Here is a 21,583-nt window from a genome sequence, read left to right on the forward strand (position 1 = left end):
GTACATTACTTGTAAAACAAGGATAGATAGATCTCAAAACAAGTTTTAATGCAACAGAAACATGTTTATTTATTTGATGATCAAGTATAAATCTATATGTACTTACCTTCTGCGGGTCATCCGAGGAAGTAGGACATCATACTGCCAAGCGAGGACATGTGCGTCAGATTGTCGATAACCTAAGAGATCTAGGCCCACGGAGATTGGCCCTGCTGGGCGGTATCGGTTTGGCCATTGTTGCGACCGTGTTCATCGGTGCCCGTACAATATTCGCGCCTGCCTTTGTCCCGCTTTACAGCCAGCTTAGCCCCGGCACCGCGTCGCAGATGATGCAATCGCTCGAGCAGGCCGGGCTTTCCGTCGATCTGTCGCGCAATGGCGATACGATTTCGGTCGCAGAAAGCGACATCGCGAGGGCGCGCATGGCTCTTGCCGATGCAGGATTGCCGGGCGAGGGCGTGCCGGGGTGGGAAATCTTCGACAACATGTCCGGGATGGGGATGAACTCCTTTATGCAAAAGGTGAACCGCCTGCGCGCGCTTGAGGGCGAATTGGCCCGTTCCATTCAAACCATCAATGGCATCACGGCCGCACGTGTTCATCTGGTCCTGCCGGAACGGGCTGCTTTTTCGCGGTCACGGCCAGAGGCCAGCGGATCGGTCATCGTCCGGTCGCAGGCCAACACCACCATGACCCGCAGGCAGGCGCAGGCCATTCAGGCGCTGGTCGCCTCGGCTGTGGCTGACCTTGATGCACAAGACGTCACCGTGCTTTCGGCCTCGGGCGAGACGATCCTAGCCAAGGAAGACGGCGGGACATCTGATTTCTCGTTGCAAAGCCAACGGGGCATGATCGAAGAGCAGTTGGCCCAAAAGGTAGAGGCCATCTTGAACGCCCGCGTCGGCCCCGGCAACACCCGTGTGCGGGTCAGCGTCGACCTGACAACAGAACGCGAAGTCCGCGTGTCGCGCAGCTTTGACCCCAACCAGCAGGTCGCCCGTTCGATCGAAACCCGCGTTCGCAACTCGAACGAAACGGACCCCGCAGAAGGCACCGTGGACGTGGCCAACAACATCCCAGACGAGTTGCGCGAAGACGGCCCCGGGGCTGGCGGGCAATCCACCCGCAGTGAAAACGACGAAGTCATCAACTATGAAATCGGGTCGGTCCAAAGCGAAGTGGTCCGCGAACCCGGTGATATCGAAAGGATATCCGTCGCCGTCTTGGTCAATGGCAGCTACGGCACCCTGCCCGACGGCACTGAGGGTTACATCGAACGTTCCCAAGAAGAAATGCAGCGCCTGAAGCAATTGGTCAGCACCGCCATCGGCTTTGACGAGACGCGCGGCGATCAGGTTCAGGTCGATACCCTGCAATTTCTGGATTTCGATGCCGAGTTCAACACCCCCGTGGGGCGCAGTATCATGGCTATTCTGGCGGATAATACCATGTCGATCCTGCGCGCAGTCTTTGGGCTGGCCTTGGTTTCTATCATCATGGTGCTCGGGGCCAAACCCTTGCGCATGGTTCTTGATGCCGCAACGCTTACCCCGGCTTTGGCGGGGGCTGGCGCGGATGCTGCGTTGCTTACCGGGCCAGAGCCCAAACAACGCGCCCTGCCCAACCAAAATGCGCCGCAACAACTGGGAACGCAATCCGCCGGGCAGACCGGCACCTTGCTAGGCCCAGACGAAGAAGCGCCCCGTGAAATGGTCCAGCTTGCATCGGTCGATGGTGCGGTGCGTCACAGCCAGATCAAGGCCGTCGCGGCCTTGGCCGAAAACAACGAAGACGAAGCCTTGCGCGTGCTGGGTGAATGGTTGGCCGAAAGGGAAGACAAATGATCAGCAGATTGAACCTGCGCAATTTTGATGACGACGGCTCCAGCACGGCCGGTGACCCCGATGCCGCGACCAACGAAGAAATCGAAGCGCGGATTGCGAAGGCTCATAAACAGGGCCACATCGAAGGATACCTGACCGGTGCCGACGCCGGGCGTGCTGAGATGGCCAAGACGATGGAAAAGGCACAGACCGAAATGGTCGAAATGCTGGCGCAGGAACTGGCCCGCCTTGCCATCGCCGCCGAACAACGACACGAGGCGCTGGTGGCACAGGTCGTCGGCTTTACGCTTCAGACCTGCGAGATCATCTTTCCCGAGATCATCGAACGCATGTCCGCCGAACGGGTCAGGAAAACGGCTATGCGGTCGCTTAAGATGGCCATCGGATCAAGCCGCATTCGGGTCCGGCTGTCACCTGACACGCTGGCCGAGATCGGGCCGGAACTGCGTATGCAGGCCGCACAACATCAATGTGATCATGCGCTGGAGCTGCAGGCCGATCCTGAACTGCATGCAGGCGATGCCCGAATGGAATGGGACCACGGCGGTCTCGATTACGGTTTCCAGAAAATCTGCGACCGGCTTTTGGCCGAACTTCGCGATACTCATCAACGGGCGATAAATGCCCAGAAGGATAAGGACGGACATGGACAAGCCTGACAAGCAAACCCCCAAAACCAACGCTGACGCCGATACGAAATCCCAAGCGTCACCCGAACTTGCCGATGCGCTTGGCCAGCCGGTTACGCCGGATCAAGACGCCGACAAAAGCGTGTTTCCCAATCTGGATCAACAAGACACGGAACAAGACGGGATTGACGCCGCGCAGCTTGGGAAGGGCGGCGCAGGCATCAACGCGATGCTGAACGTCGGGCTGGATGTCCAGGTCGTGCTGGGGCAGGCCCGCATGCCGATTTCGCGTCTGCTGGAACTGACGCGCGGGTCGATTGTGGAATTGAACCGCAAAATCGGTGCCCCCGTTGATCTGATGGTCAGTGACCGTTTGGTCGCGCGCGGCGATCTTGTCAAAGTCGGAGAGGACCGTCTAGGCGTGTCCCTGACCCAGATCGTTAAGGACTATGTCCCTGACTGATCTTGATCATCCGCAGCGCTTTGTGCCGGGCCGGCTTTTGCTGGCCGGACTGCTACTGTTTGCCAGTGCTGGCATAGCAGCCGCGCAGGATGGCGGTTTTTTGGGAACATTGTCCGATGTGGTCGGCAATGCAGCCCAAGGCAGCGACGAGAACGCCAATCTGTCAGGACGGATCGTACAGTTCATCGCCCTGATCACCGTGCTTAGCATCGCGCCGGGCCTGTTGGTTGTCATGACCAGCTTTACCCGGTTTGTGATCGTTCTTTCGATGCTGCGTTCGGCCTTGGGGTTGAACCAGACACCACCCAATATCGTGCTGACGTCACTTGCGCTGTTCATGACTTTTTTCGTGATGCAACCGGTGTTTGAGGACGCGTATGAAGGCGGCGTTGTCCCGCTGTTGAACAACACATTGGCCGAAGAACAGGCGATCGAGAGGATCGCGGACCCGTTCCGGGCTTTCATGTTCGTTAATACCCGGCCACAGGATTACGCATTGTTCCTTAACGTTTCCAAAACCGACGAAGAGGCCGCGCAATCCGAGCTTCCCGCCACTGCGCAAGAGGCAACCTTTGCCCATCTTGTACCGGCTTTCATGATCTCGGAGCTGCGCCGTGCCTTTACCATAGGTTTTCTGATTTACCTCCCCTTTGTCGCCATCGACCTGATTGTCGCGTCGGTCCTCATGAGCGCGGGGATGATGATGTTGCCGCCCGTGCTGATCTCGTTGCCCTTCAAGGTGATTTTCTTTGTGCTGATTGACGGTTGGTACATGCTTGCCGGGTCGCTGATTGAAAGTTACGTGCCGTTGGCCAGCGGATGACCTGCACCTGAAAAGGAGTGTTCCATGACCCCGACTACGCCTACCAAAGATCGCAGCGCCGCGATCATGCTAAAAAAGATGAAAGGCCCGACCAAAGCAGCCATTACTTTTTTATGCTTGGGCGAACAGGCCGGATCAAAATTGATGCAACAGCTTGGCAGTGCCGAAATCGAACGTATGACCGCCGCCATGAGCCAACTGGGGCCAATCCCGTCAGAGGTGGTCGAGGCTGTGCTGGGCGAATTCACAAAAAAGGTGATCAGCGGCACCAGCGCCGTCGTGGGGTCAATGTCGACAGCGGAATCCATGCTGCGTAAATTCCTGCCCGAGGACCAGGTGGCCGATATCCTGAACAATGTCCGCACCAACAAGCGCGAAGACGCCATGTGGCGCGGTTTTGGGGCACTGAACGAAACGGTCATCGCGAACTACCTGAAGGGCGAGCATGATCAAACGGCGGCGGCGATCCTGAACAACGTCGACACCGCAGTCGCAGCCAAGGTTCTGCCGCTTCTGGGGGCCGACCGCATGCATGACGTAGCAGAGCGCATGATCACCATGGAGGCTGTTCCCCTGCATATGATGCAGCAGATCGAGGAAACGCTGAAACTGGACATCATGTCGGACGCGATACACACCAGTTCGGCCGAAACACATCAGCGCATGGCCGATCTGTTCAACAAACTGGATGTTCAGGCCTTTGAACAACTGTCTGGTGCCCTGAACATACGTGTCCCTGAGGCGTTTCATGCCATCAAACAACGCATGTTTGTCTTTGACGATCTGATCAAGCTGAACATGCAGGACATTGCACAGGTGATGCGCGGGCTGGAAGGCGAAATCCTGCCCCTGGCCATGCGCGGCGCAAAGAAAGAACTGCGCGATCACCTGATGGAATGCCTGCCGCAGCGGTCACGCCAGATGTTGATGGATGAGATGGAGGCAGCCGGTCCAGTACGCGGACGCGATGTGCGTGCTGCTCAGGCGGAAATGGTGAACTATGCCAAGACTCTCGCCGATGAAGGCGAGATCGACTTGCCGTCCAATATTGACGACGATGACGAGCTGTTCGAATAACGGTTCAGGTTAGCTGTAGCTGCCAGAGCCATTTCGCACGATCGTCGGGATATCGATTGTGATAATGTTCAAATTGCCACCCTGCGACGACGACACCGCGCTTTGCATCAACGTTAAGGCAGCATTCGATTGCGAGGTGATCCCTTCAATCGCGTCGTATATGGCAGAGAAACGCGACACCAGCCTGTCGACCTCTGCCGGGTCTTTCAGCTTCTCGATGTCAAATTTCTGCGCGAATAGCTCTGCCTGACGGTCGATATCAACCTGAACAACCTCATCCGGCAGGCCAAGTGCGCGGCGCATGAACGTGCCTAGGTCTTCGTCTTTCAGCACATCGAACCATGTATTGATCTCAGACGCTTTGGCCTTGAATTCAAGCGCGATACCAGCCCCGGTGTTATCTTCGGCGGCGCTGTTTAGCACCAGACGTTCTTTGAACCTTGTGATCATCTCGGCCTGCCAGTCCGGATCGTCAAAATTCGCGCTTGCCCCGCCATCGGGGGCGAACCCAAGCGTGTCGTACATCTCACGGATTTTGGGATCGGTCAGGCGGTTGACCAAGGATGTGCGGTCTGAGACGTCGCTTTCCAACGCCTTGCGCACCAAAGCCTTGCCAAAAATCTGGTCCTCAAGATCAAAGGCGCGCATCACAAAGGTATAGACCTCGGTATCCGCAATCAGCTCCTTGGCCGATCCAATAGAGCCGATACGTTCGCTGAACGCAGCGACTTGCCGGGCGTTCAGGGCATTGCTTGCCACCAGATCAAGCTGCTTGTCGCGGGTCGCGTCAAACAGTTTGACGGCCAGCTGCGTGCCCATCCCGCCAAGTGATATCACACGTGCACCATTTCCTGAGGGGGCGGACGCTTGATCGGACTGATTTGCATCAGCTCGGCCTCGTACTTCAACACACCACGCAATTCGCTCATCGCTTTGTAGTAGTCTGACATGCTTACGTAGTTGGCGGCTTCCATGATGCGGATTCGCATTTCGGGGCCAAAACAACAGGCCAGTTCGGCAAGGCCCTGCTGTATCATTGTAAGCACCTGATCGCGGGTTTCTGGCCGGATCAAAGCGGTCTGCAACAGAAAGTAGACCTTGGAGACCGGGGTCGATTGCGCCTCGGGTTTTAGCAAGTCGGATTCGCGGACGATGTCGGCGCGGTTCTCGACTGTCAGCGCCTGACGGCGATCACCGTTCCGGATCACGCAGCCATTTACCACGACCCGTTCGCGCGGTTTCAGTGTTAGTTTCAGCATATTATACCTCCTGCACCGCAGTTGTGGCCGCCTGACCCGAAAGCCCCGCCACAATATTTGTGTTGATCTCAACCAGCCCGGCAACGCTGCCTTGCCCCGCCATCAAGCCCGATGTCTGACGATCAACCCAAAGCGCCAACGAGATCAGCGAGGCCTTGAGTGCGGCAGGCATCGTATTCTCGGGCTCGGCCAGATCATGGCGCAGGGTGGACCAAAAGCGCTGGTTTTCGTACAGGCTGTCGCGCAACCCTTCGGAAAGGATCGCCAGACGATCCGCCGGACTGTCACTTGCGTCAAATGCCTTGCCTTTTTCGGCTAGGTCATGTGTCACGCGCGACAGAATCCGACGTTCGATCTGCCGGGGCGTCTCGCTTTCCCGGATGGTCTTCTTATATGCGGCCAAGCTCATGTGGTTGCCTCTTTTACTGTATTTCCTGCTCGTCTTGCCCCCATCCGGAGGCATATCTCACCTGTTGTTATTACGGCCTATTTGAAGAGGCTCAGGATGTTCTGTGGTGATTGGTTCGCAATAGACAACGATTGCGTGGAAAGCTGCTGCTGCACCTGAAGCGATTGCAGGCGCGCGGCTTCTTCTTCCATATCGGCATCGATCATCGAACCAACGCCCGCATCCAAGCGGTCGGTCAATTCATTGAGAAAGTTCTGCTGAGTCTCGATGGATTTTTCGGCGATACCAAGGTCCGTCGCCCCATTGATCACGTCAGTCAGATACCCTTCGGCGGTTGTCAGAGCGATTTCCAGATCGGCCGCGGTGGTCGTGTTATCAATCGCAATTGCAGCAAAGTTGATTTGCACAGCCTCAAGATCCACCGAATTGAACTCAATGGTCGTGGTTGACAGCGCACCGCCAGAACGGCTGACGCCCGAAACGACTTCTTTTGCACCAGCACCAGCAGCCGAAATCAGATTTTCGCCGTTAAACGAAGACTGTTCAATCGCCGTTTGCATCTGCGCGGCAAGAGAGCTTAGTTCTTTCTGGACATCCAGCTGATCGACGCCTTCGGTCTGGGCAAAGGCCAGACGATCCACAAATTGTTGCGCGAGATCAACCATGGTTTCCGCACCAAGGCGGGCAGTCGAGACCGAATTTTTCGCCAGTGTCAGACCCTCGTAAACGGCTTTGTTCATGCCGCTTTCAGATTCCATCGTCGTCGAGATCGAGAAATACGAAGCGTTGTCCTTGGCTGAGTTCACCTTCATCCCGGTGGAAATCCGGTTTTGGGTTTCGCTAAGCTGATCGTTAATTCCGCGCAATGTCGAAAGAGCGTGCATTGCCGATGTATTCGTTAAAATTGAGGACATGTGGTCTCCGTACTGTTCTAGTTTCGTTCAAGTCGTCTTCTGACAACCGCAAGCCATAGTCCGTCCTAGTTTGGTCGAGTTCCGGCCCCAAATTTTCATCCGGGGCCGGAAGAGTTTTTACTACCTAGGTTACCATTAACGGAACAAGCTCAGGATGTTCTGTGGAGCTTGGTTTGCGATTGACAAAGATTGTGTGGAAAGCTGCTGCTGCACCTGGAGGGACTGCAAGCGTGCCGCTTCTTGTTCCATATCGGCGTCAACCATCGAGCCAACACCCACGTCGAGACGGTCGCCCAGCTCGCTCAGGAATGTTTGCTGAGTTTCAACCTGCTTTTCCGCGATACCAAGATCTGTTGCAGCATCTGTCACAGCCGAAAGAAACCCTTCGGCGTTTGTCAGTGCCAATTCCAAATCCGCTGCGGTCGTGGTGTTATCGATCGCAACCGCGGCAAAGCTCGTTTGTACGGCTTCAAGATCTGTCGAGGTGAACGAGATCTTGGTTGTCGACAATGCAGCGCCTGAACGGCTTACACCTGAAACAACGTCTTTTGCACCTGCACCAGCAGCCGAAATCAGGTTTTCACCGTTAAAGGAAGACTGGTTGATCGCGGTCGCCATTTGCGCAGCCAAGGATGTAAGTTCTTTTTGAACATCTGCTTGGTCAACGCCTTCGGTCTGAGCAAATGCCAGACGGTCGACGAATTGCTGCGACAAATCAACCATGGTTTCCGCGCCAAGACGTGCGGTTGAGATCGAGTTTTTGGTCAGTGTCAGACCTTCGTTTACAGCTTTATTCATGCCGCCTTCTGATTTCATCGTGGTAGAGATCGAGAAATAAGAAGCGTTATCCTTGGCGGAGTTAACCTTCATACCGGTGGAGATACGGTTTTGGGTTTCGCTAAGGTTATTGTTCACGCTCCGAAGAGTGGAGAGTGCGTTCATTGCGGAGCTGTTTGTGAGGATTGAGGACATGTGTATTCCTGACTATTCTTAGTACGTCATGTCGTCATTCTGACAACTGCGGGGGTTGCCCGCGTAAACTGTTGTTATGCGCAAATCTGTCAACATTGAGGCAAATCAAAAGCTTTTGTCCACAGATGGAGAGGGTGTTGCGCGGTTGACACGCTTCGCGCCTTCACGGCCGTAAAGGCCTGCAAGACTATGGCGTTCCCGCGTGTCGGTAACTTCTTGGATCACTTCCGCTGTCGCGCGTTGTGCCTGTTGCAAATGCTGCTGGTCCCGCAGGATCAGCTCTTTCAGACCGCTCAGTTGCTCTTTGCTGACGGCTTCGGGGTTCTCTTGCAATTGTTTCTCCAGAACCGCGCTTAGGCGTGCTTTTTCCCCCGAATATTCAACCAGTTGAGAAAACTGTCCGCCCTCAATCGCTGCAATTTCCTTGCGCAGCAAGTTACCCAATGCATCAACTGCGGCCAGCGCTTGTCGTTGATTGTTCATAGGTCTTGCCCCGTCTGGTAACGCTGGATTGCGGCGTCGATCCCTTTGGCAATGCCTGTTGAATTCTGCTCTGCAATGCTGCGGCCGATGGCGTCAGACAGGAAGCTGCGCCAGGTCTCTTCCGCGTGGCCACCGCCGAAATCTCCGATGTTCACCGTAGACAACATTTCATCAACCATCTGGCCCAAAAACATGGCTTCGAAATCCGTCGATGATTGTGACGGTGCCTGCCGGTTCCGGGCAGCAGTCGTATCGGCGGAAGAGGAAGTCGCGATAGCGGAAAGGGGAGGGAGTTCCATGCAAATACCTCCTAAATAATCTCAAGATCGGCATGCAAAGCACCTGCCGCCTTGATCGCCTGAAGGATCGAAATCGTCTCGGTCGCGCCGACGCCAATGGCGTTCAACCCGTCGACCAGACGTTGCAAACTGACCGATCCATCAATGACAGCAAACTGCGCATCGCGTTTTTCAACTTCGACGGTTGAATTGGGGACAATCACAGTGGTCCCGCCGATGGACAGCGCTTCGGGCTGACTGACGTCGAAATCATCGCGCACGGTGACCGTCAGACCACCCTGGCTGACCGCGACCCGGTCAATCCGCACGTCGGCCCCGATGACGATGGTCCCGGATCGCGCGTCGATCACAACCTTGGCGACCTGATCGGGTTCGACCAGTAGCGGTTCGATATCGGCCATCAGGTCGAACAGCGAAACCTTCCCGCCTTCTTCAATGGCAATTGTGCGTGGATCCAGCGCGGTTGCAATGGGGCCAATTGCATCGTTGATGGCCTTCTCAACCCGTTTGGCCGTGACAAAATCAGGATTGCGCAGCGCCAAAAGAACACGGCCCATATCTTTAAAGGCAAAGGGTACCTCGCGTTCGACAATGGCTCCGTTATCAATCCGGGCCCCCGTTGGAACGCCCTCAACAATAGATGCATTCAGACCCTGCGCCGCATAGCCTGCCACTGCAATCGGTCCTTGCGCGACGGCGTAGATCTCTCCGTCGGCGGCGGAAAGCGGGGTCACAATCAGGGTGCCGCCCCGCAGCGAAGATGAATCGCCCAAGGATGACACGACCACGTCGATGGTGCTGCCTGCACGTGCAAAGGCAGGCAATGAGGCCGTCACCATGACCGCAGCGGTATTTGCAGTGCGCATCTGTTCTTCGCTCAGATTGCCGATACCCAGCCGTTCAAGCATGCCCTCAATGGCGTTTTGCGTAAAAGGCGCGTTGCGCAGTGAATCTCCGGTACCGTTCAACCCGACGACCAAACCATAGCCGACCAGGTGGTTGGACCGGACGCCCTCGACCGTGACAATATCCTTGATCCGTACCTGCGCGCTGGCGGGCGCACAAAGGCCGAACATCAGGCCGACCAGTAGGGATTTGAGGATGATATTCATGGTCTGCGTTGCCGGCCTACATAAAGTTCAGAAATGACAGGTTTGAAAGCCGCGCAGTCACCGCGTAGCTGGATTCAAGCTGTGTTTGCAGTTGGGTTAGACGCGTCGCCGCATCATATTGGTCCGCCCCTTCCAGCAACAACCGTTCGCCATTCAGAAAACCGGCCCGGCTTTCTTGGGCAGCAACAGTGTCGGCCAGACGGGTACGTTTCAATCCGGTGTTCGTCTCAAGCTCCGTCAACCCGCTTAACCCGCTGGTGATCGCGTTGCGTGCTTCACTTGCCCATGCCTCGCGGGCGACGGGATCGGTGATCTGATTGACGTCGACAGCGCTAAGCATCGCCAGACCGCGCATAAGATCACGTATCGCCGGATTATTTGCCTGCGCCGTTTGGGCAATCGTTTCCGTCTCAGAAATCCTTGCCGTCAGCGGCGGGTTCAGCAGACCGCCCCCATCCAGCGCCGGGGTACCATTGTAAAAGCTGGTCTCGAAATTGCGCGCCGGGTCACCTGCGTTTTGATCACTGAAAATGTCGCTCAGCGCATCTATCGCAACCTGCACGTCGGCCGGCGTATTCAGCCCGCCATTTACCACATCATCTACGATCTCCGACGGCGACAAGCCTGTATTAGGGTGGGGCATGTCCCATCCCTGCAAGGGCTTTGTGTCGCTTGAGGTGCCTGACATCAGATACCCCGAGCTGTCGCTAACCCCGCTACGTTCGATCAATGTGTCGATTGCAGCGCGCGCCGCCTGCGATAGTTGTGCAGATGTTTGACCCGCCGAGGATTGTGCCAGAAACGACTGCTCCAATACATCTTGGCCGGCATCGCGGATCGCGCCAAGAGATGTCTCTACCGCAAGAAACCGGCGGTCGAGCAGCGCGTTCGATGCCAGAAAACCATCGTTGCGCGTGATCTGCATGCGGATTGCGATGGCATCGGCAGATTTATGACCAAGCGCGTCATAGGGCTTGGCCTTCAAACCTGTTGTCACCTCATAGGACGTATCCGAGATTTGTGCGGCCAGACGGCTTGTGGTTTCGCGCTGACGCAGGCTTTGCAGCGCCGTCGATACTGTGCGGGATATTTCAGTCATCTACCGCCCTCACACCGCATTCAACAAACTGTCAATCATATCGGTCAGACTGCTAAGCACCTGAGAGTTCGCACCGTAGGCCTGTTCAATCTCCAGCAGTTTTTGCAGCTCGGTGTCCACGTTCACACCCTCAACATTACTGCGGCCATCCTCGTATGATACCAGCCGGATATTGGCGGTTTGCGCGCGGGCATCGGCAGTCACGCGGGTATTATGGTGATGGCCAACCAGCTCGGCGGCGTAATCACCCAACCGCAGGTTCGTCCCCAGCCCCGCCGCGACATCCATCGCTTGGCTTTCGTCAAAGATGCCGATCAGCGCATTGATCTGGTCAGTGGCCCCAGGCGCGCCGGGTGCCACAGCGCCCACGCCATCACGCAACCGCCACAGCGCGCCACCTTGTTCGGGCTGCACACTTGCGTTGACCGTTAAACGGCCCGCCAACCCGTCAATATTTGCCGGATTAAAGGCCGCACCAGCGTCGGTAAACAGGCCCGGGTCCCCCGGTGCGACCGTCGCGTCCGCAGCCTCAAAGCTTTGGACCAGACCGCGCGCCAGCTCGTCCAACTGAAGGTTCATTTGCGGAATAACCGACGACAGCATATCGCTCAGCGCGGCAAGCCGCCCAGATGTGAACCCTCGCCCGCCTGCCTGACCGGGCGTGATATCAACACCGTCCGCAAACAGTGCGCCGGTTTGCCCGTTGGCCGTAAGCAAGGACGCCTCATCGCCCTGCACCAACTCGGTGCCACCGGATGTGTGCAGGGTCAACGTGCCATCTGCCTCCCACCGGGTTTGAAAATCCAAATGCTCGCCCAAGGCATCCAGCCGCCGGTTCATCTCATCCATCAAGCCACCAGCGCCCGATATGTCTGTGCTCGCGCCGCTTAGCTGCTTGTTCAACGCGGCGATACCGGACAGGGCATCATTCACCTGCGCCACGCCTGTTTCAAAACTGTCCGATGCCTGTGCGCGGCTGCGCTCAAGCGCACTGGCCACGCTGTTCAGGCTGGTCACCAGACTATTGGCGCGCTTTAGCACATCTCCCTGTACAGAGGCATCCGAAGGATTGTTGGCCAAAAGGTCGAGCCCAACCTGAAAATCTGCCATACGGGCGGCGGGCGATACCTCGTCCCCCGGCTGGCCCAACGTCAACAGATACCCGCCCAGTATTTCTCCGGTGACCTTGGCGCTGCCCAGCTCTGCGCTTGCACCCCGCGTCATACCCGCAAGCCGCTCGTCGATCTGCCGCACCATGCGCAATTCCACCACGCTGCCTTGGACCCCGCCGCCGCTGACCTGCACACCCTCGCGGCGGACATATCCTGCCGTCTGCGCATTCGCGATATTGCCCGCAACCAAGCTGGCCCGCCCTCCGGTAGAGTGCAGGCCGCTGCGCGCGATAGTGTATGCGGACGAGATGCTCATTCAGCGCTCCGGGTCAGCGTTTGATACGGAGGGTTTCATCCAGCATCTCATCGCTGGTCGTGATGATCTTGGCGTTTGAGGCATAAGCCCGCTGCGTTTGGATCAAATCCGTAAGCTCTTGGGCGATATCCACATTGGATCCCTCAAGCACGCCGCTCACCACGGCACCTGTTCCATTGGTCATTGCCGCATTCATACTGACAGCACCTGAACCGCGGGTGGCGACATAGGCGTTACCCGCAACCGAACGCAGTTGATCAGGGTTGGTGACATTCGCCAGTGGAACCTCAAAGATGGCGCGCCGTGCGCCATTGCTGAACACCCCATACAGCACGCCCGACTCGGTCATCTCGGCGCGTACCAAACTGCCGGTTTCTGTACCGTCACCGCTATAGCTCGGCGGTGTATAGTCACCAGAAAACTGCGTCATACCTTCAAAACTGTTCGGTGCACCAAGCGAGATCTCCAGCGCCTGCGGTATTGCACCGTTGTTTATGCTCAACGTGACAACACCGGTTGCGGGGTCAATGGGCAGGCCGGTCGACACATAGCTGGCCGGACTGCCGGCATTAGCACCACTGTCATTGAACGCGACGGTGGCAGTACCATAGTTCGTGCCAGCCGGATCGGTGATGCTAACCGTCCATTCGCTGCCCGTAGCACTGGGCTGCCAGGAAAGCGTCAACTCTTCGGCACCGCCAAGCTGGTTCACGTAGCGCAAGGTTGACGTGAAGGGATCGCCGGGCGTGGCAAGACCAGTTTCCTGCGCGGGAACATTACCGGCCATGATGACCTGCGTGCTTGGTGCCCCCTCCATCTGATAGGACGACACATTAACAGTCCGCAAATCACCGTAATCGCCGCCAGCAATCGCGCCGACTGTTCCTGCATCATCAACCGGAAAGCCGCTTAGGTAATACCCTGCCGTGTTTCGCAAATTGCCGTCTTGGTCGGGCGTAAAGGAACCGGCACGCGTCAGGTAATAATTCGATTCAACCGGATCATTCGGGGTCCGCGACACGATAAAGAAACCCCCACCTTCCACGGCCAGATCAGCTGCTCGGCCAGTATTTTGCAGGTTGCCATTTGCACTGATGCTGGCACGTACTTCGGTCAGTACACCGGCCTGCGAACTGCCTGTATTTTGCGTCACAAACTCAGAAAAGGTACGGCGATAACCGACCGTGCTGGCGTTTGCGATGTTGCTCGAAATATTTTCAACGCGGTTGGAATTGGCCTGCAATCCACTAACCCCGATCTGAAGGGCGCCAGTAATGCTCATACACTTATCCTGCTTCCGTTGGTATTTATTCTTGATTTTAACATGATTAATGCAATTATATAAACATAAATCAAGGATAAAATTATGTTTCCACCTAAATCAATTTTTATCCATGCCCGCACTGACTTCGTTTACGGCATCAAGAACGCGGTTGGCGCTTTCCACGCTTGAACGGATGGTGCCGGAGTTTAGATCGGCAGGCGGGGGTGTATGCGCCTCAAGCCGCGCGGCGATCTCGGCCCACCCAGGCATGTCCGACAGCGACGGAAACGCCGTCGCCGCCCGGCTGACAGTACTGGTATCGCCAAGCTCATAGGCAGCAAGCGTTAGACGGGTCGCGTCGGAAAAGCTGAATTGCGCGGGATAGGCATCCCACAGCTCAAGCAACGCCTGACGGGCCGCGGCCCAATTGCCGGTCTCGTATAACGCGACTGCCCTGGCGCGCCGCGAATCAATATCAAGCGCACGCCCATGCCACGTCGCCAATTCGTCAGATCGGCCAGCCAGGCTAAGCGCCCGTACCAACAAACGCTCTGTCTCCAGATCATCCCCCGGCCCCTGCGAAAAGCCGCCCAGCAAATCAACGGCCGCATCGCCCTGCCCCCCGGCAAGCAGGGCGCGGGCCTCGTCGTGCAACAGCTGCCGGATCATTTTGGGGTCAGGGGTGAACAGCTCCAACTCTTCAGCCGCTTGGGAAATCATGCGCAAGTTCCGAAACTCTCGCGCGGCAAGCGCGGTCATACCGGAGGCAAGCAATCTCTGCGGAAGGGCGACGGCGCTTTGCACAAAGGCATCATCATAACGCCATCCTGCCGCGATCGCGGCGTGCCCCTTTATGAACCCTGCCAGACCAAGATCACCAGCGGCCCCCGACTGATAGAAATCATCAATCGCCACTCTGGCACGCTCGCGCACAGCTTCGGCCTCTTTCGGCGATGTTGCATGGCTCAGCGATTGCCCCAATGCCCATAACCCTATCTGATGGTCGCCCAACTCCAAGGCATAGTCGGCCAGCAGCGCCACCCCCTCATTCGCAAACGCGTCGCCGCTCCACGCCCATCTGGCGGTTTTCAAAAGCGTCACTGCGTCCTCTAGGGGCAAGGTGTTGGTGCGCCGCCCCATTTGTATCAGGGCCAGCCGCGCCCGATGTGCATAGGCATCGCGTCCACGCGCAGCATGGGCATATCCATCATAGGCCATAAGAAAGTCACCTGATATTTCTGACGCGCGGGCAAGCAAGAACCGATAGGCCGCTGAATCGCGCAGCTCTACGTGATCGGGAAAGCGCGCGGCCAATGCCTCGGCCACGGTCCAGTTTTCCGCGATAAGGGCAGCCTCGAACAGATCGGGCAAGATCTCGGCCGTCATGGCCGGCGAAAGCCCCGACAAGGCGTTAACAGCAACCGGAAGCAACCTTGCGGACTCGCCCTCTTCGCCCAGCCGGGCAAATGCTGCGGTACGTAGCGCTTGCCCCTGCGCCCACCCGACAGAACGTGACACCGCCTGCCCCAACACGGCACGTTCCGCCATCAAATCAAGCGCGACTTGCAAGGTCCTGTGGCGCCGCAACTGTTCTGGCGATACTGTTTCCACATCAACCGCCGCAAGATAATCCGCCGCTTCGGGCCGCAACATCTTGGCCAGATGAAGCTCCGCCAGATCAAGATATACCCGTGTCTCTGCTTCGGCAGGTGGGATTGGGCTTTCATCCGATACAGATGGGATCAGCTCATTCAACAGGGCCCGCCGCGTTTCCAAAAGGTCGCGCTGGCCGAACTCCGCCAGTGTTAATGGCGCAAAAACACTTCCTTCTTGGCCTGATACGGGCGGGGCCAACACCAAGAAAAAAACAAGAATAATTTTCAATAAATGCACCATTTCTATGAATAGATGCAATTTATTCTTGTAAAGGTCCATTCTTTATTTCACATTGCCGGGTAATGTCGCCACATTTACGCGCTAACCTTGAGGCCACTGATGACAGAAACAAGCCATATCAGCATGTCCCTAGCATCGTCCTTGCAGCGGCAATTAGACATGACGGCAAATAATATCGCCAATACCAACACTGCTGGATTTAAAGGCGAGCATGTTGTTTTCGAAAGTCTCTTGCAGAACGATCCCGGCGCAGGTGAAGACCCCGCTGCCTTTGTCAGTGATACAGGATCCTATATAGACACGCGCCCCGGTGCCTTGTCTCAAACTGGCAATCCCTTGGATGTGGCCCTGCACGGCGAAGGCTGGTTCAGCTATCAAACGCCTGAAGGTCAGGCAGCGTTTGGTCGCGATGGCAGTTTTCGATTGGACCCGCAGGGGAATCTGACCCTGCTGTCCGGTGCCAAGGTATTGGACCAAGCTGGCGGGCCGATCACGCTGCCGACCGAAGGCATCGGTGCGCTAAGCATCTCTGAAGACGGAACAATCTCGGGCGAGGGCACAGGGCCATTGGCCCGCATCGGGGTTTTCGACATCCCCGATATCCAAAGCTACAAGCGCGCCGGATTTGGCATGCTGACCGCCCCTGAAGGTGCAGACGCGCCAAAGCCGGCAGCAAGCACCCAAGTCATGCAAGGCACCTTGGAAATGAGCAACGTTAACCCGGTCCGAGAGATGACGCGATTGATCGACGTGCAGCGCGCCTATGAGCGGACCAACGCCTTGATGGGCAATTCTGACACCCTGCGCCGCGACGCGCTCAAGCGGATCGCGCAAAATGTCTGATCCCCTAACGGAAGGAGTGAAACGATGAAGGCACTTAGCATCGCCGCGACCGGTATGATGGCCCAGCAGACGAACGTGGATGTCATCTCCAACAATATCGCCAACGCCAATACGACGGGATTTAAATCCAGCCGCGCCGCGTTTCAGGATCTGATCTATCAATCCTTGCAACGCGAAGGGGCGCTGACAGCCGAAACCGGGTCGGCCCGCCCCGTGGGGATCGACATCGGCCTGGGCGTGCAAACCGCCGGTACGGTACGCTTGAACACCCAAGGCGGCATGCTCGCCACCGATAATGCATTGAATGTTGCCATCGACGGGCGCGGATTTTTCTCGGTTCTGATGCCCGATGGCAGTCAGGCCTATACGCGCGACGGGTCTTTTCAACTGTCCGCCGAGGGCGAGCTCGTAACAATGCAAGGGTATCAAGTGGACCCCGGCATTGTCGTGCCCGAGAATACCACCTCGGTCGACATCAGCGAGCAGGGTATCGTCATGGCATATGTCGAAAATGACCCGGAGCCTGTTGAGCTGGGACAACTAAGCATCGCAACCTTTATCAACGAGCCGGGTATGCGTCCGGTTGGCAACAACCTCTTGTTGGCGACCGAAGCATCGGGTGATGTGCAAACCGTGAATGCCGGTGACCCCGGTACCGGATTAATCCGGCAGGGGTATCTTGAGGCGTCTAACGTCAACGTCATTCAGCAAATCACCGATCTAATCTCGGCGCAGCGCGCCTATGAGATGAATTCGAAGTCCATCGAAACAGCAGATCAAATGCTGTCTTCGGCGAACCAAATCCGTTAATGCGGTTCTTCGCGGCGCTCTTTACGGCAGTGGTCTTATTGGCAGGTCCGGCCCTCGCCGCATCAGTCAACGTGCTGATAGAAGAACGTGCGCGCGCCGATTATGGTCTCGATCTACCTGAGATGGGCGAGTTCGACATCTTGGTTAAGGATACGCTGCAAGGTGATGTCGCAGCCCTGGCCGAGTTCTGGATGGATCCCCGCACCGGCAAGTTTCTGGCCAATGCGGTGCTTAGCACCGGCGACGTCCAGCGTATTTCCGGGCTGGCGCAGATCACCATACCCGTCCCGGTGCCAAACCGGCGGCTGTTGCCCGGTGAAATCGTGGGCGAGGCCGACCTGGTTGTCGCCAGATTGCCTATGGGCCGGATTGGCAGCTATACGATCACACGCCCAGCCGAGGTGACAGGCAAGCAGGTCCGCCGCGTCCTATCGCCCGGGCGACCCATTCAAACGCAATCCATCATTCAACCCTTGATCATCGACCGCGGTGACTGGGTCGACATCCACTTTAGCGACGGGGTTTTGGCCCTGTCCTCCCCCGGGCGCGCCCTAAGCGATGCCCATAAGGGGCAAGAAATCCGCATCCTCAACCTCATTAGCAACAAGACGGTCCTTGCTGTCGCCACCGGCGATGGCACCGTGGAGATTCAACGATGACTTCCCTACGCAGCCATAAGTCGACATTTATTCTGGGGGCGACTTTGGCGTTGGCCGGCTGTGATCCCGCCCAGCATTTTGACCGCGAACCCCGAACCTCGGAAATTGTGGTGGATGGGGCGACCATCCCCGAGGTCGCACGGGTGCAGATTCCGATGCCAGCGGCAACAACCGCTGCCCCCCGGTCCGGCAGTGCCAGAGCGTCGCTGTTCTCGAACATGCGCGCGCCGCTTTTTGCCGATCAACGGGCGGACAATGTGGGTGATATCGTCACCGTCATTATTTCGATCGATGACAGCGCCCAACTTAGCAATTCGACCGACCGCCAACGTGAAGGCGGCAGCACGGTCGGATTTCCGACATTCTTTGGATATGGGGCAAAGATCGCCGCAATTCTGCCCGGAATCAGCCGCGCCGATTTACCGACAGGCGACATTGTCGACGTGAGTTCGCAAACTCAGGCCAGCGGTTCGGGGGCCATCAACCGCAACGAACAGATTGATCTGAAAGTCGCCGCGCTGGTGATCGAGAAATTGCCGAACGGAACGCTGGTGGTCGCAGGACGTCAAGAAATTAAGGTGAATCACGAGCTAAGAGAACTGCGGATGGCCGGGATTGTGCGCCCTGCGGACATCAAAAACGACAACACGATCTCTTATGAAAAGATCGCAGAGGCCCGTATCGCCTATGGGGGTCGGGGCAGTTTGTCGCGCACGCAGAAGCGCAGTTATGGCGAAGACGTGCTGGACGTGGTCCTCCCATATTAATCATAACTTAGTCACAAAGTTACACCAAAACTGTCTAAATCGGCCGGTATCAATTGCTTAAGCATTTGTGGAAAGGTCGATCATGAACAAACTTGCAATAGCGATGGTAGCGCTGCCTTTGGCCTGTTTGGGTGGCGGCTATGCAACTGGAATGGTTCTGGCCCCTCCCGCCAGCGAAAGCCTTGATGTTTCATCCGAAGCATTGGACGCCACCAACGACGCCCAGCAGATCGCAGAGGGCCAGAGCACCGGTCCTTTGTGGACAGAGGACCGTACAATCATTCGCCTTGGGCAGATGACAATCCCGGTCGAAAAGGCCAACAGCGTGTCTTATGTTGTTGCAGATTTCGCGCTGAAACTGGAAAATCTCGAGCTGGCAGAACGCTACAAGCGGGTAGAAGACGCAACGCGACTTCGCGACTCCCTTTTGACAGCGATGAACCTGGCCGCAGAAGGCGCAGTGCTGCGCGGTGTGTCGATCGACAGTGATGCGCTGTCAGCGACGCTGCGTGATTTACTCAGCAAAGAGTATGAAGGCGTCGAGGACGTGCTGTTTGTGTCGCTTTACAAACAAGACGTCGCCCGACTGTAATCTGGGTTCGCGTCAGAGAACCGATTGAACAACCTGTGACAGCACAGTTTCGCCATTCCCCAGCAATAACTCTGGTCCCTGCGCGGTAAAGTCGACGCGCTCGACTTGGGCGGTGGTCAGACTGGCAACAGGCACAGGATCACCCTCTGCATCCACGGCAGTCAGTTCAACACGATACGTTCCGGGGGGCACAGGCATTCCGGCCGCATCCAATCTATCCCATGTCACATCGATCAGCTCCCCCTCTGCGGTTGAGGGGCCGTCAAGCTCGCGGACCAAGTTGTCGCCCGAATAAATCTTGATGTTTACCGCGGACGCACCCGCGCCCACCTGATAGCTAAGCGGGAATTCCGTGTCGGTCATGCGAACTTGGTTGGATGGGACCAGAACATCGCGGCCAATCAGCTGCAAATCTGACATCGCGGCCACGGCGGACAACATGCCACCAATGGATTCCAGATTGCTGTTGGTCGCCACGCTTTGTTCAACCTGTGTCAGCTGCGCCAACTGAGAAACAAATTGGGTTGAATCAACTGGTTCCAGCGGATCCTGATTGGATATCTGCGCCGTGAGCAGTGTCAGAAAACTCTCGTAATTCTCAGCCAATTTGGAACTGGCAGTCGACGATGCTGTGCTGGCTGCGGCAACGCCGCTCGTGGTGGTCGCATCAATCATGGTTGTGTCCCTTTATGTGAGGATATCAAGCGAACCGGCACCGATTGTCGGCTCGGGGGCTTGCAAAGGTTCGCTGGCGTCGTTTTGTGCATCGGCATGGTCAGTGTTCGTAGGGCCGCCTTCGGGTTGTTGCTGGTCACTAGCACCCCGTTCGCCAAAGGTCTGGAAATCAAGGTCCGAGCTTTCGGCCGTGATCCCGCGCGATTGCAGCGCGTCCAACAGTTGTTCGCGATCTTGACGCAAAACATTCAGCACCGATGCGGTTTCCGTCACCATCGAGATCTGCACCCGCCCGGTCTCGGAGCGGCCAATCTCGACTTCGATCTCGCCCATACCGTAAGGCGACAGCGCAAAGCGGAATTTTGAATCGCCAGTGTCTAGCGTGCGGATTTGCGTCGCAACATGCTGGCGCAACTGATCATCGGCAGCGGCGGTCGGGGCCTGCACCCGTTCCGGCGTCGGGGCTCCACGATTTATTTCAGGCGACAACGGGACGCTGGCTTGCGGCTGAGACACCTCGCGCGTGCCTTCAACGACGTTCCCCGCCTGAGTTTGCGTCGCGGTCCCAGTATCCGTTACTGTGTTTTTGCCCGAAGGATTCAGCGCCAAACCGGCGGTCTGCGCATCGTTTTTATTCGAAAAATCATGCATCACCACGGCGGTTGCAGCCGCGTTCGCCTTGTCTTGCCCTGCCCCAATCGTCGCCACCTCGGCTGCCAAAGACCCGCTCGACGGTACCGAACGGTCAACAGCGGGTACGCCAGCGGCGGCGATGCTTAACTGACTGATTGGGGTCGCTGCTTGCACGGCATCCGAAATGCGCTCGGCCAGAGCGGCCTCAAGGTCAGGGCCACCCAACTGCGATACGGCGGCAAGATCGCCGAAACGCGCGGTGGGATCGACCCCCAGAGCCTTGGAAAACTCTGCCAGAACCTTAGTATTCGTGAGCTTTTCACCCGCGTTATCAAGTTCGGCAATGATATGATCCAGCAGCGCGACAAGCCCCTCGGCGCTCTCGAGGTCGATGCCTTCGGGCAAAGAAATATCTGCCGTAGCCTGCGCTTGCACATCTTTGCCCGGCTGCGGCAATTGCCCCCCCGGAGTAGATTGCTGCGCGGTGTTCTGCTGCATGAGCGATGCAAATTCGGAGGTCTTACCGACCTCAGACACCGCGTTGGCTTTAGCCGCTTTTTGCGGTGTATTTGCGGGCAGTGCCTGGGGTATCATAAGAGCCCTCCGTATCAGTCATGCGCCTGTGTGGTTTGG

At 57.0% G+C, this 21,583-nt stretch carries 24 protein-coding genes; 10 read left to right on the forward strand and 14 right to left on the reverse strand.

Translation table 11 applies throughout. The features are described from left to right. Positions 1 to 158 precede the first annotated feature (158 nt). Genes fliF through BM347_RS14840 form a run of 5 tightly spaced genes read left to right on the forward strand, consistent with a single transcriptional unit; the run spans position 159 to position 4,836 of the window. A complete protein-coding gene (gene fliF / locus BM347_RS14820) occupies positions 159 to 1,844 on the forward strand; it encodes a flagellar basal-body MS-ring/collar protein FliF (RefSeq protein ID WP_093917273.1) in 1,686 nt (561 codons plus the stop codon). Beyond that, positions 1,841 to 2,503: a FliH/SctL family protein gene (locus BM347_RS14825; RefSeq protein WP_175498595.1), complete on the forward strand. Its 663-nt coding sequence runs from the start codon at positions 1,841 to 1,843 to the stop codon at positions 2,501 to 2,503. The genes fliF and BM347_RS14825 overlap by 4 nt, the downstream gene beginning before the upstream one ends. Further along, complete coding sequence (locus BM347_RS14830; RefSeq protein ID WP_093917275.1) at positions 2,490 to 2,936, forward strand: FliM/FliN family flagellar motor switch protein; 447 nt, start codon at positions 2,490 to 2,492, stop codon at positions 2,934 to 2,936. Before BM347_RS14825 ends, BM347_RS14830 begins: the two co-directional genes overlap by 14 nt. Further along, entirely contained in the window at positions 2,923 to 3,759 is an 837-nt protein-coding gene (fliP, locus tag BM347_RS14835) for a flagellar type III secretion system pore protein FliP (RefSeq protein WP_093917276.1), read from the forward strand. Before BM347_RS14830 ends, fliP begins: the two co-directional genes overlap by 14 nt. Positions 3,760 to 3,783: 24 nt before the next feature. Continuing rightward, a complete protein-coding gene (locus BM347_RS14840; RefSeq protein WP_093917277.1) occupies positions 3,784 to 4,836 on the forward strand; it encodes a flagellar motor switch protein FliG in 1,053 nt (350 codons plus the stop codon). A 9-nt stretch (positions 4,837 to 4,845) separates the two neighbouring features. Here BM347_RS14840 and BM347_RS14845 read toward each other — a convergent pair whose 3' ends face one another. The 12 genes from BM347_RS14845 to BM347_RS14900 form a co-directional block, all read right to left on the reverse strand. Continuing rightward, entirely contained in the window at positions 4,846 to 5,673 is an 828-nt protein-coding gene (locus BM347_RS14845; RefSeq protein WP_093917278.1) for a DUF1217 domain-containing protein, read from the reverse strand. After that, positions 5,670 to 6,095: a flagellar biosynthesis repressor FlbT gene (locus BM347_RS14850; protein ID WP_093917279.1), complete on the reverse strand. Its 426-nt coding sequence runs from the start codon at positions 6,093 to 6,095 to the stop codon at positions 5,670 to 5,672. The genes BM347_RS14845 and BM347_RS14850 overlap by 4 nt, the downstream gene beginning before the upstream one ends. Position 6,096: 1 nt before the next feature. Further along, entirely contained in the window at positions 6,097 to 6,504 is a 408-nt protein-coding gene (gene flaF, locus BM347_RS14855; RefSeq protein WP_093917280.1) for a flagellar biosynthesis regulator FlaF, read from the reverse strand. 77 nt (positions 6,505 to 6,581) lie between these two features. Then, a complete protein-coding gene (locus BM347_RS14860) occupies positions 6,582 to 7,418 on the reverse strand; it encodes a flagellin N-terminal helical domain-containing protein (protein WP_093917281.1) in 837 nt (278 codons plus the stop codon). A gap of 135 nt (positions 7,419 to 7,553) precedes the next feature. Then, a complete protein-coding gene (locus tag BM347_RS14865; RefSeq protein ID WP_093917282.1) occupies positions 7,554 to 8,390 on the reverse strand; it encodes a flagellin N-terminal helical domain-containing protein in 837 nt (278 codons plus the stop codon). Between the two features lie 105 nt (positions 8,391 to 8,495). After that, positions 8,496 to 8,873 (reverse strand): hypothetical protein, encoded by a 378-nt coding sequence (locus BM347_RS14870; RefSeq protein WP_093917283.1) that lies wholly within the window; start codon positions 8,871 to 8,873, stop codon positions 8,496 to 8,498. Next, complete coding sequence (locus BM347_RS14875) at positions 8,870 to 9,172, reverse strand: rod-binding protein (RefSeq protein WP_093917284.1); 303 nt, start codon at positions 9,170 to 9,172, stop codon at positions 8,870 to 8,872. Before BM347_RS14875 ends, BM347_RS14870 begins: the two co-directional genes overlap by 4 nt. A gap of 11 nt (positions 9,173 to 9,183) precedes the next feature. After that, the gene (locus BM347_RS14880; RefSeq protein WP_093917285.1) at positions 9,184 to 10,284 is read right to left on the reverse strand and encodes a flagellar basal body P-ring protein FlgI; all 1,101 of its coding nucleotides are present in this window, start codon (positions 10,282 to 10,284) and stop codon (positions 9,184 to 9,186) included. Between the two features lie 16 nt (positions 10,285 to 10,300). Next, on the reverse strand, positions 10,301 to 11,383 hold the full coding sequence (locus BM347_RS14885; protein ID WP_093917286.1) for a flagellin: 1,083 nt from the start codon (positions 11,381 to 11,383) through the stop codon (positions 10,301 to 10,303). 9 nt (positions 11,384 to 11,392) lie between these two features. Further along, positions 11,393 to 12,811 (reverse strand): flagellar hook-associated protein FlgK, encoded by a 1,419-nt coding sequence (flgK, locus tag BM347_RS14890; RefSeq protein WP_093917287.1) that lies wholly within the window; start codon positions 12,809 to 12,811, stop codon positions 11,393 to 11,395. A 13-nt stretch (positions 12,812 to 12,824) separates the two neighbouring features. Further along, positions 12,825 to 14,093, reverse strand: a complete 1,269-nt coding sequence (locus BM347_RS14895) for a flagellar hook protein FlgE (protein ID WP_093917288.1) — start codon at positions 14,091 to 14,093, stop codon at positions 12,825 to 12,827. A gap of 99 nt (positions 14,094 to 14,192) precedes the next feature. Then, positions 14,193 to 15,830, reverse strand: a complete 1,638-nt coding sequence (locus tag BM347_RS14900; RefSeq protein ID WP_217644029.1) for a hypothetical protein — start codon at positions 15,828 to 15,830, stop codon at positions 14,193 to 14,195. A 264-nt stretch (positions 15,831 to 16,094) separates the two neighbouring features. On the opposite strand from BM347_RS14900, the gene flgF reads away from it, so the two are divergent. From flgF to BM347_RS14925, 5 genes are all read left to right on the forward strand, one after another. Then, the gene (gene flgF / locus BM347_RS14905) at positions 16,095 to 16,814 is read left to right on the forward strand and encodes a flagellar basal-body rod protein FlgF (protein WP_245764286.1); all 720 of its coding nucleotides are present in this window, start codon (positions 16,095 to 16,097) and stop codon (positions 16,812 to 16,814) included. Positions 16,815 to 16,838: 24 nt separating this feature from the next. Then, a complete protein-coding gene (flgG, locus tag BM347_RS14910) occupies positions 16,839 to 17,624 on the forward strand; it encodes a flagellar basal-body rod protein FlgG (protein ID WP_093917291.1) in 786 nt (261 codons plus the stop codon). Further along, entirely contained in the window at positions 17,624 to 18,283 is a 660-nt protein-coding gene (flgA, locus tag BM347_RS14915) for a flagellar basal body P-ring formation chaperone FlgA (protein WP_093917292.1), read from the forward strand. The genes flgG and flgA overlap by 1 nt, the downstream gene beginning before the upstream one ends. Continuing rightward, positions 18,280 to 19,050 (forward strand): flagellar basal body L-ring protein FlgH, encoded by a 771-nt coding sequence (locus tag BM347_RS14920; protein ID WP_093917293.1) that lies wholly within the window; start codon positions 18,280 to 18,282, stop codon positions 19,048 to 19,050. Before flgA ends, BM347_RS14920 begins: the two co-directional genes overlap by 4 nt. 82 nt (positions 19,051 to 19,132) lie before the next feature. Beyond that, positions 19,133 to 19,642 (forward strand): hypothetical protein, encoded by a 510-nt coding sequence (locus BM347_RS14925; protein ID WP_093917294.1) that lies wholly within the window; start codon positions 19,133 to 19,135, stop codon positions 19,640 to 19,642. A 12-nt stretch (positions 19,643 to 19,654) separates the two neighbouring features. On the opposite strand, the gene BM347_RS14930 is transcribed toward BM347_RS14925, so the two are convergent. Together BM347_RS14930 and BM347_RS14935 are read right to left on the reverse strand one after the other, a co-directional pair. Further along, positions 19,655 to 20,317 (reverse strand): flagellar hook assembly protein FlgD, encoded by a 663-nt coding sequence (locus BM347_RS14930; RefSeq protein WP_093917295.1) that lies wholly within the window; start codon positions 20,315 to 20,317, stop codon positions 19,655 to 19,657. 12 nt (positions 20,318 to 20,329) lie between these two features. Continuing rightward, the gene (locus BM347_RS14935) at positions 20,330 to 21,544 is read right to left on the reverse strand and encodes a flagellar hook-length control protein FliK (protein WP_093917296.1); all 1,215 of its coding nucleotides are present in this window, start codon (positions 21,542 to 21,544) and stop codon (positions 20,330 to 20,332) included. Positions 21,545 to 21,583 lie beyond the last annotated feature (39 nt).

This window comes from Sulfitobacter marinus (assembly GCF_900116285.1).
Taxonomy (GTDB): Bacteria; Pseudomonadota; Alphaproteobacteria; order Rhodobacterales; family Rhodobacteraceae; genus Sulfitobacter; species Sulfitobacter marinus.

Excerpts from the sequence above, each read along its gene's own strand:
- BM347_RS14825 (WP_175498595.1), top strand. The coding sequence starts at position 1,841 with ATGATCAGCAGATTGAACCTGCGCAATTTTGATGACGACGGCTCCAGC.
- BM347_RS14830 (WP_093917275.1), top strand. The coding sequence starts at position 2,490 with ATGGACAAGCCTGACAAGCAAACCCCCAAAACCAACGCTGACGCCGAT.
- fliP (WP_093917276.1), top strand. The coding sequence starts at position 2,923 with ATGTCCCTGACTGATCTTGATCATCCGCAGCGCTTTGTGCCGGGCCGG.
- BM347_RS14840 (WP_093917277.1), top strand. The coding sequence starts at position 3,784 with ATGACCCCGACTACGCCTACCAAAGATCGCAGCGCCGCGATCATGCTA.
- BM347_RS14850 (WP_093917279.1), bottom strand. The coding sequence starts at position 6,095 with ATGCTGAAACTAACACTGAAACCGCGCGAACGGGTCGTGGTAAATGGC.
- flaF (WP_093917280.1), bottom strand. The coding sequence starts at position 6,504 with ATGAGCTTGGCCGCATATAAGAAGACCATCCGGGAAAGCGAGACGCCC.
- BM347_RS14860 (WP_093917281.1), bottom strand. The coding sequence starts at position 7,418 with ATGTCCTCAATTTTAACGAATACATCGGCAATGCACGCTCTTTCGACA.
- BM347_RS14865 (WP_093917282.1), bottom strand. The coding sequence starts at position 8,390 with ATGTCCTCAATCCTCACAAACAGCTCCGCAATGAACGCACTCTCCACT.
- BM347_RS14870 (WP_093917283.1), bottom strand. The coding sequence starts at position 8,873 with ATGAACAATCAACGACAAGCGCTGGCCGCAGTTGATGCATTGGGTAAC.
- BM347_RS14875 (WP_093917284.1), bottom strand. The coding sequence starts at position 9,172 with ATGGAACTCCCTCCCCTTTCCGCTATCGCGACTTCCTCTTCCGCCGAT.
- BM347_RS14880 (WP_093917285.1), bottom strand. The coding sequence starts at position 10,284 with ATGAATATCATCCTCAAATCCCTACTGGTCGGCCTGATGTTCGGCCTT.
- BM347_RS14885 (WP_093917286.1), bottom strand. The coding sequence starts at position 11,383 with ATGACTGAAATATCCCGCACAGTATCGACGGCGCTGCAAAGCCTGCGT.
- flgK (WP_093917287.1), bottom strand. The coding sequence starts at position 12,811 with ATGAGCATCTCGTCCGCATACACTATCGCGCGCAGCGGCCTGCACTCT.
- BM347_RS14895 (WP_093917288.1), bottom strand. The coding sequence starts at position 14,093 with ATGAGCATTACTGGCGCCCTTCAGATCGGGGTTAGTGGATTGCAGGCC.
- flgF (WP_245764286.1), top strand. The coding sequence starts at position 16,095 with ATGTCCCTAGCATCGTCCTTGCAGCGGCAATTAGACATGACGGCAAAT.
- flgG (WP_093917291.1), top strand. The coding sequence starts at position 16,839 with ATGAAGGCACTTAGCATCGCCGCGACCGGTATGATGGCCCAGCAGACG.
- flgA (WP_093917292.1), top strand. The coding sequence starts at position 17,624 with ATGCGGTTCTTCGCGGCGCTCTTTACGGCAGTGGTCTTATTGGCAGGT.
- BM347_RS14920 (WP_093917293.1), top strand. The coding sequence starts at position 18,280 with ATGACTTCCCTACGCAGCCATAAGTCGACATTTATTCTGGGGGCGACT.
- BM347_RS14925 (WP_093917294.1), top strand. The coding sequence starts at position 19,133 with ATGAACAAACTTGCAATAGCGATGGTAGCGCTGCCTTTGGCCTGTTTG.
- BM347_RS14930 (WP_093917295.1), bottom strand. The coding sequence starts at position 20,317 with ATGATTGATGCGACCACCACGAGCGGCGTTGCCGCAGCCAGCACAGCA.
- BM347_RS14935 (WP_093917296.1), bottom strand. The coding sequence starts at position 21,544 with ATGATACCCCAGGCACTGCCCGCAAATACACCGCAAAAAGCGGCTAAA.